This is a genomic window from Embleya sp. NBC_00888 (assembly GCF_045207655.1).
Lineage (GTDB): Bacteria > Actinomycetota > Actinomycetes > Streptomycetales > Streptomycetaceae > Embleya.
This window is the reverse complement of record NZ_CP108784.1, coordinates 5504137-5517588: the sequence shown is the minus strand read 5'-3', so window position 1 is coordinate 5517588 and position 13452 is coordinate 5504137. Positions and strand designations below refer to the sequence as shown.

12 protein-coding genes are annotated in these 13452 nt (G+C 71.6%); 8 read left to right on the top strand and 4 right to left on the bottom strand.

What is annotated here, in order from left to right; all coding sequences use genetic code 11:
• Positions 1-324 precede the first annotated feature (324 nt).
• From OG948_RS23735 to OG948_RS23725, 3 genes are all read left to right on the top strand, one after another.
• The gene (locus tag OG948_RS23735; RefSeq protein ID WP_395866186.1) at positions 325-891 is read left to right on the top strand and encodes a CGNR zinc finger domain-containing protein; all 567 of its coding nucleotides are present in this window, start codon (positions 325-327) and stop codon (positions 889-891) included.
• 263 nt (positions 892-1154) lie between these two features.
• Positions 1155-1598: an anti-sigma regulatory factor gene (locus OG948_RS23730; RefSeq protein WP_395866188.1), complete on the top strand. Its 444-nt coding sequence runs from the start codon at positions 1155-1157 to the stop codon at positions 1596-1598.
• A gap of 92 nt (positions 1599-1690) precedes the next feature.
• Positions 1691-2584 (top strand): RNA polymerase sigma factor SigF, encoded by an 894-nt coding sequence (locus tag OG948_RS23725; protein WP_406300327.1) that lies wholly within the window; start codon positions 1691-1693, stop codon positions 2582-2584.
• A gap of 275 nt (positions 2585-2859) precedes the next feature.
• Here the strand turns inward: OG948_RS23725 and OG948_RS23720 are convergent, their stop codons facing one another.
• Positions 2860-3294 carry a hypothetical protein gene (locus OG948_RS23720; protein WP_406298407.1) on the bottom strand — a complete coding sequence of 145 codons (435 nt, stop codon included), beginning with the start codon at positions 3292-3294 and terminating at the stop codon, positions 2860-2862.
• Positions 3295-3368: 74 nt separating this feature from the next.
• Between OG948_RS23720 and OG948_RS23715 the strand changes: the two genes are divergently transcribed.
• Complete coding sequence (locus OG948_RS23715; RefSeq protein WP_406298406.1) at positions 3369-4298, top strand: diacylglycerol/lipid kinase family protein; 930 nt, start codon at positions 3369-3371, stop codon at positions 4296-4298.
• A 315-nt stretch (positions 4299-4613) separates the two neighbouring features.
• Positions 4614-4868 carry a WhiB family transcriptional regulator gene (locus OG948_RS23710; RefSeq protein ID WP_020557388.1) on the top strand — a complete coding sequence of 85 codons (255 nt, stop codon included), beginning with the start codon at positions 4614-4616 and terminating at the stop codon, positions 4866-4868.
• A gap of 205 nt (positions 4869-5073) precedes the next feature.
• Here OG948_RS23710 and OG948_RS23705 read toward each other — a convergent pair whose 3' ends face one another.
• Positions 5074-6543: a sensor histidine kinase gene (locus OG948_RS23705; protein ID WP_406300326.1), complete on the bottom strand. Its 1470-nt coding sequence runs from the start codon at positions 6541-6543 to the stop codon at positions 5074-5076.
• A gap of 78 nt (positions 6544-6621) precedes the next feature.
• Here OG948_RS23705 and OG948_RS23700 point away from each other — a divergent pair, with 78 nt between their 5' ends.
• The 3 genes from OG948_RS23700 to OG948_RS23690 all read left to right on the top strand — a co-directional run bounded on the left by OG948_RS23700 (position 6622) and on the right by OG948_RS23690 (position 9580).
• Positions 6622-7803, top strand: a complete 1182-nt coding sequence (locus tag OG948_RS23700; RefSeq protein WP_406298405.1) for an 8-amino-7-oxononanoate synthase — start codon at positions 6622-6624, stop codon at positions 7801-7803.
• Positions 7804-8076: 273 nt separating this feature from the next.
• Positions 8077-9231: an N-acetylglucosamine-6-phosphate deacetylase gene (nagA, locus tag OG948_RS23695; protein WP_406298404.1), complete on the top strand. Its 1155-nt coding sequence runs from the start codon at positions 8077-8079 to the stop codon at positions 9229-9231.
• Between the two features lie 73 nt (positions 9232-9304).
• Positions 9305-9580 carry a DUF4235 domain-containing protein gene (locus OG948_RS23690; protein WP_406298403.1) on the top strand — a complete coding sequence of 92 codons (276 nt, stop codon included), beginning with the start codon at positions 9305-9307 and terminating at the stop codon, positions 9578-9580.
• A 1005-nt stretch (positions 9581-10585) separates the two neighbouring features.
• Here the strand turns inward: OG948_RS23690 and OG948_RS23685 are convergent.
• Together OG948_RS23685 and OG948_RS23680 are read right to left on the bottom strand one after the other, a co-directional pair.
• Positions 10586-11656 (bottom strand): SIS domain-containing protein, encoded by a 1071-nt coding sequence (locus OG948_RS23685; protein WP_406300325.1) that lies wholly within the window; start codon positions 11654-11656, stop codon positions 10586-10588.
• Between the two features lie 326 nt (positions 11657-11982).
• Complete coding sequence (locus OG948_RS23680) at positions 11983-13449, bottom strand: glycoside hydrolase family 3 protein (RefSeq protein WP_406298402.1); 1467 nt, start codon at positions 13447-13449, stop codon at positions 11983-11985.
• Positions 13450-13452: the final 3 nt, after the last annotated feature.

Genomic DNA, 13452 nt, shown 5'->3' with positions numbered 1-13452 from the left:
GATCGCAGGCTGCATGCCTCAGCGACATCGGCGCTTCGTGCAGCGCACATGATCCGGCTGAGGTTACGGGGGTCACCCGTGACGCCGATTTTGGCATACCCCCCGAATGGCGGAGCGCCGGGGCGATGAACCGATTACCACCTGTTTGTGATGGCGCGTCAGACCCCTTCTCGCAACTGGCCAAGACGCTAGCGCCACGCGCAGTAGGCTGACAGTAACCGCCGCCACATCCGACCCCGTCGACCCGTGCGAACCTCGGGCGCGACAGCGCGCGGAAAGCACGCGCCCGGAGCGAAGGCGGCGACCGCGACCGAAGGGCAGTCGTTGGATCTCTCCTCCTACGCCGAGCACGCGGTCCGCCTGGTCAACACCGAACAACCGGCGCGCGGCGAGGACCTGCTGCGCTCCCCTGAGGACGTGCTCGCGCTGATCGCACCCGTTCGGCGGATCCCGCCACGGGTGACCGACGCCGACGTGACCCGGCTGCGTTCGGTCCGCACCCGCCTGCGCGCGGTCTTCGTGGACGCCGCCGCCGGACGCGAGGCGGACGCGGTCGCCACCCTCAACGGCCTGCTCGCCGAGTTCCCCGTACATCCGCGCCTGACCGGCCACGACGCGAGCGCGTGGCACCTGCATCTGGCGGGCGACGCGGTGGGCGCGGCCGAGGGCTTCGCCGCGATAGCCGGCATGGGCCTGGCGGTACAGCTCACCGCGCACGGCATCGACCGCCTGGGCGTGTGCCAGGCGCCCCCGTGCCGGAACGTGTTCCTGGACCTGTCCGCAAACCGCTCCCGCAGGCACTGCTCGGACCGCTGCACCTCGCGCACGAACGTCGCGCTGTATCGGGCCAGACGCCGGGCCCGCGAGCCCGAGCCCGACCGACATACCTGACATTTGCGGGTTGGCGAGTCGCGGACTGTGGCACATGTACATGGACGGCGTGATCTCGCGGTGCGAAATTACCAAACTCCGGTACACTACGTACTCGTCAAATCACATATCGTGACGTACGGTCGTGTACACAGCAGCCTCGGTCGTTCCCGCACCCGTTCCCGCATCGGTGACGACAGTTGTCGGCCGGCGCGGTAGCGTCGCTGGGGTTCCCCCGACATCGGTGGTGACCGCCCGCGGCGGCGGCCACCCACAGCAGCACCTTGGAGGTGAGGGTGTCCCAGCGATCCGCACACACGGCGGACGAAGCCGGCACCGGACAGCGGGACTTCGTCGAGGTCCGACTGCCTGCCGAAGGTGCCTATCTCTCCGTCCTGCGCACCGCGACGGCGGGCCTCGCGGCCCGGCTCGACTTCACTCTGGACGAGATCGAGGATCTGCGCATCGCGGTCGACGAGGCGTGCGCGATGCTGCTCGACCAGGCGGTGGCCGGCGGAGTCCTCTCCTGCGTGTTCAACCTGGTGGGCGACGCGCTGCACGTCACCGTGTCCGCGCCGACCACCGACGGCAGAACACCCGCGCGCGACACGTTCGCCTGGACCGTCCTGTCGGCACTCGCCGGCGAGGTGGACGCGACGGTGGACCAGGACAAGGTGGTCAGCATCAGCCTGCACAAGAAGCGCGGTGGCGGGCCGGAGCAGACGTGAGCAGTGGTGTTGAAGGCGCGGCCAACGAACCGCAGCCGAGCGCGGCCTCACCCGACGAGGCCGCCGGGCGCGGCCGAGGGGAGGGTGAGGGCATGGTGAGCGACGCGAGCATGACGATGGACGGTGGCGTCGAGGCGGCGGGGCCGGACGGACCGGCTCGACCTGCCGGATCCGCCGGATCCACGGGTCCGGCGGTGCCGAACCGGCGGCGCGCCGGTTCCGAACGCCACGCCCACGACCGGGAGATCGCGCGCGGGCTGTTCGCGCAACTCGCGGTGCTCGAATCGGATCCGCCCGCGCGGGCCGCGGTGCGCGATCGGCTGGTGGAGATGCATCTGCCGCTGGTGGAGCACCTCGCCCGCCGGTTCCGCAATCGCGGCGAGCCGTTGGACGACCTGATCCAGGTGGCCACCATCGGCCTGATCAAGTCGGTGGACCGATTCGACTCGGATCGCGGGGTGGAGTTCTCCACGTACGCGACCCCGACCATCGTCGGCGAGATCAAGCGGCACTTCCGGGACAAGGGCTGGGCGGTGCGGGTGCCGCGCCGGCTCCAGGAACTGCGGCTCGCGCTGACCTCGGCCACCGCCGAGCTCTCCCAGCGCAACGGTCGCTCCCCCACGGTCGCCGAGCTCGCCGTGCAACTCGGGATCTCCGAGGAGGAGGTGCTCGAGGGCCTCGAGTCGGCCAACGCCTACAGCACACTGTCCCTGGACGTACCGGACACCGACGACGATTCCCCGGCCGTCGCCGACACGTTGGGCGCCGAGGACGACGCGCTCGAAGGCGTCGAATACCGCGAGTCGCTCAAGCCGCTCCTGGAGCAGTTGCCGCCGCGCGAGAAGAAGATCCTGCTGCTGCGCTTCTTCGGCAACATGACGCAGTCCCAGATCGCGCAGGAGGTCGGCATCTCGCAGATGCACGTCTCGCGGCTGCTCGCGCGCACCCTCGCGCAGCTGCGCGAGCGCCTGCTCGTCGAGGAGTAGTTGCTTTGTTGGGCGACTTCGTCGCCGGCTCGCGAGGCACCCGTTATTTGGGCGACTTCGTCGCCGGCTCGCGAGGCACCGCTTTTTTCTCTCCCCCGCAAGCTCCTCCGAGAAAAAAGCGGCGCCTCGCTCGGGACGGTGTGTCCCTCCGCTTCGCTCCGGGCCACACCGTCCACACTTGCGGCTCCGCCGCTCTCCGCGCTTCGCGCGTCGATCACCGGGGTGGGGGTGGGTCGGGGGCGCTGACGCGCCGGGGGGGGTGGGCCGGCGGGGGTTCAGGCTCGGCGGGCCTGGTGGCGTGCTTCGAGCGCGTGGTACATGCCGGGTGTCGCGAGTGCGCCGATGGTGACCACGCCCGCGATCATGGTCAGGATGCCGATCACCAGTTGGTCGGCCTTGATCAGATACCAACCCATGCCGACCACGATCAGGTTGGCGGTGATCGCCGGCGATCGGCTCCAGCGTCGGCCGCGCAGCATGCCCACGAACGCGGCGACTATCCCGGCGGCGAGGATCAGCAGGTAGATGCCGATCGCGACGCCCTCGGACGCGTTGGTCGGATGGCCGAACTCGCTCCGGAAGGTCAGATAAAGGGAGTACCCGAGGAGTGCGAACGCCTCGACGCCGACCACTGCGGTGCAGATGCGCCAAGTGAGGGGGAGGGCCCCGGCGGGGTCCGACTGGTCCTGGGCGGAAGGGCTCTCGGTCACCACACGACTGTAACCGGGGCGTGCGCCCGTCCGGCCCATGGGAGCCCTACCCGCCGGTAGATACGCTGGAGGGTATGCGCGCCCTTCTCGTCGTGAACCCCAAGGCCACGACCACCAGTGAGCGAACCAGGGACGTCCTGGCGCACGCGCTCGCCGGCGACCTCAAGCTCGACGTGGTGAGCACCGAGCACCGGGGCCACGCGGCGGAACTGGCCCGGCAGGCGGCCGACGACGGTCTGGACCTGGTGATCGCGCTGGGCGGCGACGGCACGGTCAACGAGGTGGCCAACGGCCTGCTCGTGGCCGGGCCGGCCCCCTCGTTGCCCGCGGTCGCGGTGGTCCCGGGCGGCAGCACCAACGTCTTCGCCCGTTCGCTCGGCATGCCCAACGATCCGGTCGAGGCGACCGGTTTCCTGCTGGAGGCGCTGCGCGCCGGCCGCAGCCGGGAGATCGGTCTGGGCCTGGCCGACGAGCGCTGGTTCCTGTTCTGCGCGGGCCTGGGTTTCGACGCCGAGGTGGTAGGCCGGGTGGAGAAGCGCCGGGCCGGCGGACGGCGGGCGACGCCCGGACTGTACGTACGGTCCGCGCTGCGCCGGTTCTACGGCGGGCGGGACACCCGCAAGCACGGGCCGCTGACGCTGGAGGTGCCGGGCCGGGACCCGATCGAGGGAATCTGCCTGGGGATAGTGCAGAACACGGTGCCGTGGACGTTTTTGCGCGACCGGCCGCTGAATCCTTGTCCACAAGCGTCATATGACACCGGATTGGACCTCTTCGCGCTCACCCGGATGTCAACACTGCCCACATTGCGCCATCTGGCCCAGATGCTGGGCTCCACGGGTAATGCTCCACATGGGCGTCACGTCGTGTCCCTGCACGACTGCGATGCGTTCACTCTTCGGACTGAAGAACCTGTTTCCCTTCAGGTCGATGGGGACCATCTGGGAGAACATCGGAGTGTGACCTTCCGGGGGGTTCCCCGTGCACTGCGTGTGATTGTGTGAGTGGAAGGGCCTTTTGACCTTTCACTCGAACGCTCACCCCGGGTTAATCCCTTCGATGTAGTGGTGTGACCTAGTCGACACCGATGATTTAAAAAATCCTGGCCCAAGGGGGTTGTATCGGCGGCCGAGGTTTGTAAGGCTCTACGAGGCGGCAGGGACGTGGCCGAAAGGTCATCTTCACCGCCCGAATCCACTGCCAAACCTGGGGACCGACTTCGTCGGCCCCTTGCTTGTCGGGGGGTTCGTGAAAGCGTTCACATTCACAAGCCACAGCGGGGCCGGAAGCCCCCGCTGACCCACGAGGAGTTGGACCGCATGGACTGGCGCCACGTTGCTGCCTGCCGTGACGAAGACCCGGAGCTGTTCTTCCCGATCGGCAACACCGGTCCCGCTCTGCTTCAGATCGAGGAGGCGAAGGCGGTCTGCCGCCGTTGCCCCGTGATGGAGCAGTGCCTGGGCTGGGCTCTCGAGTCCGGTCAGGACGCGGGTGTGTGGGGCGGTCTGAGCGAGGACGAGCGTCGCGCTCTCAAGCGCCGCGCCGCCCGCAACCGCGCACGCGCCTCCGCCTGATCAGTACGACAGGCTGAACACTCCGGAGACTCAATCACCGGAACACCAAAGCATTGCCCGCAGTTGCCCCGCCAGGGTCCGATCGGACCAGGGCGGGGCAACTGCTTTCCCGGGTTCGGGTGTTCCTCGGCGCGGCGCGATCTTGTCGGTGGGTGACCGCGGCGTCGGTGCCTCGCCGGCGCCGGCGAACTCGGCGCCGGGGAGCTCAGCGGCGTTGGCGGATCTGTAGGTCCAGCGTGACGATCGTGCCGCCGGCCGGATTGGGCACCATGTCGAAACGGCCCGCGAGTTCGCTGCCGACCAGGGTGCGCACGATCTGCAGGCCCAGGTTGCCGGAGACCTGCGGATCGAAGTCGGCCGGCAGGCCGATCCCGTCGTCGGTGACGGTGATCAGCAGGCGTTCCGCGCGGCGTTCGGCGTGCACCTCCAGCGTGCCGGACCGGTCGGTGAAACCGGGATCCTCGAACGCGTGCTCCAGGGCGTTCTGCAACAGCTCGGTCAGCACCATCGCCAGCGGCGTCGCGGTCTCCGCGATCAGTTCGCCGAAGTTGCCGTGCCGGGCGGTGCGGACCCGCACCGAGGACGCGGCCACCTCGGTGACCATGGACAACACCCGGTCGGCGATCTCGTCGAAGTCCACCCGCTCGTCCAGCGTCTGGGACAACGTCTCGTGCACGATCGCGATCGAGCCGACCCGGCGGACCGCCTCCTCCAGCGCGGCCCGGGCCTGCGGCGCGTCCATCCGCCGGGCCTGGAGCCGCAGCAGCGCGGCCACCGTCTGGAGATTGTTCTTCACCCGGTGGTGGATCTCCCGGATGGTCGCGTCCTTGGTGATCAGCTCGCGCTCGCGCCGGCGCAGCTCGGTCACGTCGCGCAGGAGCATGATCGCGCCGATCCGCTGGCCGCGCGGCTTGAGCGGGATCGCGCGCAGTTGCACCACCGCCGCGGGCGTTTCCACCTCGGTCTCGCGCGGGGCCCACCCGCTGGCGACCGCGGAGATCGCCTCGTCCACCGGTCCCTCGTGCGGCGCGAGTTCGGCGGTGATCCGGCCGAGGTGGCAACCGACCAGGTCGGTGGTCAGGCCGAGCCGGTGGTAGGCGGAGAGCGCGTTCGGGCTGGCGTACTGCACGATGCCGTCCGCGTCGAGGCGGATCAGCCCGTCGCCCACGCGCGGCGACGCGTCCATGTCGAGCAGCTCACCCGCGTGCGGAAACGTCCCTGCGGCGATCATCTGCGCGAGGTCCGCGGCGCTCTGGAGGTAGGTCAATTCCAGCCGGCTGGGAGTGCGCGCGGTGAGCAGGTTGGTGTTGCGCGCGATCACGCCGATCACCCGGCCCTCCCGGGAGACCGGGATCGCCTCGACCCGCACCGGTACGTCGTCGCGCCACTCCGGATCGCCCTCGCGCACGATCCGGCCCTCGTCCAGCGCCGCGTCCAACATCGGCCGCCGCCCGCGCGGCACGAAGTCGCCGACCAGGTCGTCCTGGTGCGAGGTGGCCCCGGTGTTCGGCCGCATCTGCGCGACCGCGACGTACTGCCCGTCGCCGGTGGGCACCCACAACACCAGGTCGGCGAAGGACAGGTCGGCGAGAAGCTGCCACTCGGACACCAACAGGTGCAGCCACTCCAGGTCGGCGGCGGGCAGCGCAGCGTGGCGGCGGACGAGATCGTTCATCGAGGGCACACCGGCAGCGTACTTTCCGACCGGCCTGCGATCCTGGGCGCCCCACTCCGCCGCACCTGTGAGGTCTCGATGTCCACCGAATCGCCCACGTCCCGGCAGTCCCTCAGCGGCGGTGATCACCCGCTGGACTGGCTCGACGTACGGGAGAAGGAGCGGGTCGAGGCGGGACTGCGCCGCCGGCTGCGACCGCGCGCGGCGACGGCGGGCGGGTTGGATCTGGCCGGAAACGACTACCTGGGGCTGTGCCGCGACGACCGGGTGCTCGAGGCGACGGTCCGCGCGGTACGCACCTGGGGCGGCGGCTCGACCGGGTCGCGGCTGGTGACCGGGTCCACCACGCTGCACGCCGAGTTGGAGACCGCGTTGGCCGAGCACATGGGCGCCGAGGCGGCGCTGGTGTTCTCCTCCGGCTACCTGGCCAACCTCGGGGTGATCACCGGCCTGGTCGGCAAGGGCGGCCTGGTCGTGTCCGACGCGATCAACCACGCGTCGATCGTGGACGCGTGCCGGCTCTCCCGGGCCCGGGTGGCGATCACCGGGCACCGCGACGTCGAGGCGGTGGCCCGGGTGCTGGCGGAACGGGCCGAGGAACGCGCCCTGGTGGTCGTGGACGCGGTTTTCTCGGTCGACGGGGACATCGCCCCACTCGCGGAGCTCGCGGCCGTCACACGGCGATATGGCGCCGTGTTGCTCGTGGACGAGGCGCACGGCCTGGGCGTGGTCGGTCCGGGCGGCCGGGGCGCGGTGCACGCGGCGGGGCTGGCGGGGGCCGACGACGTGGTGCTGACCGCGACCCTGTCCAAGGCGCTGGGCTCGCAGGGCGGCGCGGTGCTCGGGCCGGCCCGGGTGATCGAGCATCTGGTGGACGCGGCGCGGCCGTTCATCTTCGACACGGGGTTGGCGCCGGCGTGCGCGGCGGCGGCCCTGGAGGCGTTGCGGATCCTGCGTGCGCAGCCGCGTCTGGCCGACGCGGTCCGGGCGAACGCGCGCGCGCTGTCGGCGGGCGCCCGGGAGGCGGGTCTGCGGGTGACCGAACCCGAGGGCGCGGTGGCGTCGGTGCTGATCGGCGACGCGCAACTCGCCTTCGACACCGCCGCGCGCTGCGCGGCGGCCGGAGTCCTGGTCGGCTGCTTCCGCCCGCCGTCGGTGCCGGACGGCATCTCCCGACTGAGGCTCGCGGCCCGCGCGGACCTGACGGCGGCCGACATCGCTCGGGCGGTGACGGCGCTGGAGGCGGCTACATCGATGTGAGCGTGCCGCCCGGCCGAGCACCGTGGTTCGGCGCCGCGTCGGGGCCTCGGGTCGTCACGTGCGGGCCCCGCGCCGGTGAGCCCTGCACTTGTGCGCCCTGCGGTTCGTCAATGTATGACCCGATAACAGCAGGTATACGTGGCATGTCCCTCGACATTGGTCTAGACAACTAGGATTGGTCTGAACCAAAATGGGCGACGGCCTCCCGGCCCGCACCGGGAGGCCGCCGAACGTTCGGCCGCGTAGCGGTCCCGCAGGGAAGGAAGGGCACGCGTGGCCGGCATTGGGGCACCTCGCGTGCTTGTGGACGGGACGCTCGTCGGCCCGGCCGAGGTGGGTGTGGAGCAGGGCCGGATCACCGGCGTCACCGAGGGCCCGGGCGGGCCCGACGGCCTGCGACTGCCGCACGGCGTGCTCACCCCCGGCCTGATCGACCTCCAGCTCAACGGCGCGTTCGGACACGACTTCGTGGCCGCCGACGCGACCGCGTGGCGCGAGGTCGCCGCGAAGCTCCCCTCGACCGGGGTCACCGCGTTCTGCCCGACCTTCATCACCGGCGACCTGGATACGCTCACCGCGGCCCTCGTGCGGGCCGCGGAGCTGCGCGCCAAGTTCGCCCAGGAACCGATCGCCCGCGACCTGGGCGTGCACCTGGAGGGGCCGTTCCTGTCCCCGGCCCGGGTCGGTACGCACCCGCCGCAATACCTGCGCGAGCCCACCGCCGAACTGGTGGACCGCCTGCTGCTCGACGACGCGGTCCGGGACGCGCTGACCCTGATCACCCTGGCGCCCGAACTTCCCGGTGCGCTCGAGGCCATTCGACGCATCGTCGCCACGGGGATCCGAGTCTCGGCCGGACACACGGACGCGACCGCCGCCGAGATGTCCGCCGCCGCGGACGCGGGCGCGACCATGGTCACCCACCTGTTCAACGCGCAGCGCGGCCTGGGCCACCGCGAACCGGGCGTGGTCGGCGCGGCGCTGAGCGACCCGCGCCTGACTCCCGGCCTGATCGCCGACCTGCACCACGTGGTGGGCCCGGTCTGCTCACTGGTCCTGCGCGTCGCCGGTGAGCGCACCGCGCTGGTCACCGACGCGATGGCCGCCGCGGGCATGCCACCGGGCCGCTACCGCCTCGGCGACGTCGACGTGACGCTGGTCGAGGGCGACGTCCCGCGCAACCCCGACGGCACCATCGCCGGCTCCGCCCTCACCCTCGACGTCGCCGTCCGCAACCTGATCGGCCTGGGCAACCCCCCGGCCCGCGTCCTCACCTCCGCCACCCGAGTCCCCGCCGACGCCCTCGGCCGCACCGACCTGGGCCGGCTCACCCCGGGCGCCGCCGCCGACCTGGTCTGGTGGAGCGACGACTGGACGGTGCTCAAGACGTGGGTCGGCGGCGTGGTGGCCTACGAAGCGGGCATCTGACCGCCGCCGCCGCCACACCCCTCACCGGCCGAGCCGCCGGCGTGGACCCGCCCTCCCGGGGCAGCCGCAGGACATGAACACGACTGCCAAGGCACTGCCCTATCGCCCGATCGGCCTGCTCGCCGGCATCGGCGCGGGCATGCTCGCCGGAAAGCTCGCCGACCACACCTGGACGACCCTCACCGGCCGCGACGACGCAGCCGACGCGTGGGACCGCGACCGGGGTTGGACCGAAATCCTGCTCACCGCCGCAATCGAGGGCGCGATCTTCGCCGTCGCCCGCACCGCGGTCGAACGCGCAGGCGCCCTGGGGGTGAAGCGGGCCACGGGATCGTGGCCTGGGGCGTGAGGGGGCCGTGGCCTGGGGTGACGGGTTTCTCGGGCGCGGGGAGGGAGCGCGGGCGGGCGGAGTCGCAGGGGCGAGGAGCGGACGCGGCCGAAGTCGCAGGGGCGAGGAGCGGACGCGGCCGAAGTCGCAGGCACGGCGTTGCTGCTTGTTGGGCGACTTCGTCGCCGGCTCGCGAGGCACCACCTTTTTTCTCTCCCCCGCAAGCTCCTCCGAGAAAAAAGGCGGCCCCTCGCTCGGGGCTTCGTGTCCCTCCGCTTCGCTCCGGGCCACGAAGCCCAAGTTCTGCGGCTCCGCCGCTCTCCGCGCTTCGCGCGTCGATCACGAGGTCTCAACCGTGTCGTGGGCGCTGACGCGCCGAACCGCAGCCAAGCTCGGGGCCCAGGGGAAGCCGATTCCTCACCGCGGCCAACCCACCCAACCCCGGGCAGCCACACCGGGGCCGCAGGGACGGGCCGGGTCGTCTCGGCTCTCCAAGCCCCCACCCGCCCGACTTCGTGCTCCACGCTTCTCGCGTCGGTCACGAGGTCTCGCCGGGGTCGTGGGCGCCGGCGTACGAACCGCGGCGCGAGCTCGGCGACCCGGGCAAGGCCCGATCCCCATCGCGGCCAACCCACCCATGTGCGAGCAGCCGCACCGGAGACCGCCGCGGGCAGGACCGGGCGGCTCGCCACCGCTCCGGAGGCCGCGGGGCCGGAGCAGGTCACGCCGCCGCGCCTGAAACCCCAACCTCCGCACCAAACGCAACGAGTGGAGCGGGCGGGTACACAACCCAAGGCAACCCCACACCAAACCGCAGCACGCTGCACCCGACCCCGGAGCCACAGGACATGCTCACCGGGCCGGACCGCGCCCACCGGTCGCCCAAAGAACCGCAGCCCTCGAACGCAAACGCAACGGGTGGGCGGGTGGGCACACCATCAAAGCCAAGTGCCTCGCGAGCGCAGCCAAGCGAACCCGAGCCCAGTGGACCCATCAGGGCCACGCGGCCACGAGCATGGCACGAGGTCAGTGGGTCTCCGTGACCTTCGCGAGTGCGCGAGGCGCGTCCGGGTCGAGGCCGCGGGCCATGGTGATTTCGTAGGCCAGGAGTTGCAGCGGGATGATCTCCAGGATGGGCTGGACCTCCTCGGCGACGCCTTCGGGGAGGGCGAAGCCCGCCGAGGCGCGGGCGACCTGGTCGGCGGTACCGATCACCATCAGGTCGGCGCCGCGGCCGCGGAGGCGTTCCAGGACGGGCTGGAGGGCGTCGCCGCCCTTGCCGTCGGGGACCACCGCGATCACCGGGCTGACGTTGTCGACCATGGCCAGCGGCCCGTGCAGCAGGTCGGCGCCGGAGAACGGCTGGGCCGGGATGTAGCTGGTCTCCATGATCTTGAGCGCGGCCTCGCGGGCCGTCGGATAGCCGTAGCCGCGCGAGGTGATCACCAGGCGCTGTGCGAAGCGGTACCGCTGGGCGAGTTCGGCCACCTCGTCCCGGCGGTCCAGGACGTCCTGGGCCAGCGCGGGCAGCAGGTCGGCCGGCGAGGTGTCGCCGGCGCGCAGGCCCTCGACGAAGAGGTACAGCGCGAGCAGTTCCGCCGTGTACGTCTTGGTCGCCGGCAGCGCCTTCTCCGGGCCGGCCAGCACGTCGATGTGGAACTCGGAGACGGCGGCCAGGGCCGATTCCGGGTTGTTGGTCACCGCGAGGGTGATCGCGCCGGCCTTGCGGGCCGCCTCGGTGGAGGCCACCAGGTCGGGCGAACCGCCCGACTGGGAGACCGTGATCACCAGGCAGTCGGCCAGGTCCGGCTTCGCGCCGTACGCGGTGGTCGTGGACATCGAGGTCAGTCCCGCCGGCTTGCCCAGCAGCACCTCGATCAGGTACTTCGCGTACAGCGCGGCGTTGTCGCTGGTGCCGCGCGCCGTCAGCAGCACGAAGCGCGGGTTGCGCGCGGCGATCTCGGCCGCGATGGCCCGGATCGCCGGCGCGCCCTCGGTCAGGATCCGGCGCAGGACGGCAGGCTGCTCCGCCATCTCGGCGGACATGATGGTGCCCCGGTCGGGTCCCAGGACGTCACGGTCGTCGGTGGCGGACATGGTGCGGCCTTCCGTTGATTCCACGTGCTGATGGTGTTCGGTGTCGGCGGTTGTCGCGGGTCGGGCGTTTGGTGCTGCGTGCGGCGGGTCGAGTGCCGGGTGGTCGGTTGGCGCTGCCGGCGGGCCCGGAGGAATCCCGGCGCCGGTCACGGACGCGGATGCGGCCGGAGCCACGGCCCAACCACCGCTCCCAGTGTCCGCCGGCCCCGTGTCCACTCGGTTCACACCGTCCGGACGCGCCGTGTCCAACCGGTTCACAGCGTCCGGACGTCACGGCGTCCGGACGCTTCGTGCCCGACCGACGTGCCGAGCGTGCGTCGGCACGCTCAGCCCAGCCGCCGCCCCGTCAGGATCTCCGTCGCCGCGATCCCGCAGACCGTGGCGGCGCCGTGCGTGGCGAGGTGGGCGGCGCCCGGAGTGGCAGCTCCGGGGATGCCCATCTCGACCACGACGGCGTCCGGCCGGGCGGCGAGCAGGCTCGCCACGATTTCGGTCGCCCAGTCGTGGTGGTCCAGATTGCGGACCACCAGGACCAGGGGGCGGTCGGTCGCCGAGCGCAGCGCGTCCTCGACCAGTCGCGGGTCGGCGGTGCGGGCGCGGGTGACCGTGGTGCCGGGCAGGGCCTCGGTCAGGACCGGGGCGATGCCCCACGGGGTCTGCTCGCCGACCGCGATGTTGGCGGTCGGCGAGAGCTCGACCACGTGTGCGGGGGTGGTGATCGGGACCACCGTGCCGGTCACCCGGATCGCGCGGCGGGCCGCGTCCAGGCCGAGTGCGTAGTCGACCGGTTCGGCCGCGCCGACCTTGGCCCACGTGGCCAGCGCGTGTACCCGGCCGGCCGCGTCGACCAGGCGTTCCTCGGCGAGCCGGCCCTCGCGGACCGCGGTCACCAGCGCGTCGCGCAGGTGCAGCACGGTGTCCTCGTCGCACAGGCCGCCGCCCACGCACACCGCGTCGACGCCGGCCGCGATCGCGCGTACCGTGCCGTCGGCGATGCCGTAGGTGTCGGCTATCGCGCCCATCTCGATCGCGTCGGTGACGATCAGGCCGGTGTAGCCCAGTTCCCCGCGCAGCAGGCCGGTCATGATCTTGTGCGACAGCGTCGCCGGGAACTCGGTGTCGTAGGCCGGCAGCAGGATGTGCGCGCTCATGATCGCCTTGCTGCCCGCCGCGATGCTCGCGTGGAACGGGACCAGCTCGCGCGTGGCCAGCGTCTCGCGCGAGACGTCCACGAGCGGCATCCCGTGGTGCGAGTCCATCGCGGTGTCGCCGTGGCCGGGGAAGTGCTTGACGCACGCGGCCACTCCGGCCGCCTGCAGGCCGGTCACGTACGCGGCGGTGTGCCGCGCGACCAGCTCGGGGTCGGACCCGAAGGAGCGCACACCGATGATCGGGTTGTCCGGGTTGGAGTTCACATCGGCCGACGGCGCCCAGTTGAGGTTGACGCCGCACGCGGCCAGCTCGCGCCCGAGCCCGCGGGCGACCGCCTCGGTGGTCGCGATGTCGTCCACCACGCCCAGCGCCAGGTTGCCCGGCCAGTGGCTGCCCGTGTTCACGTGGATGCGGGTGACGTCACCACCCTCCTCGTCGATCGCGACGATGAGGTCGGGGTTCTCCCGGCGCAGTTCCTCGGTCAGTGCGGTGACCTGCTCGGTGGTCGCGATGTTGCGACCGAACAGACCCACCGAGCCCAGCCCGCCGGCGATGTGTCGGCGCAGCCACTCGGGCGCGGTCAGACCGTCGAAACCGGGCTGCAGGACGGCGAGCGCGAGGCGCTCGAGAGGTTCGGACATGGT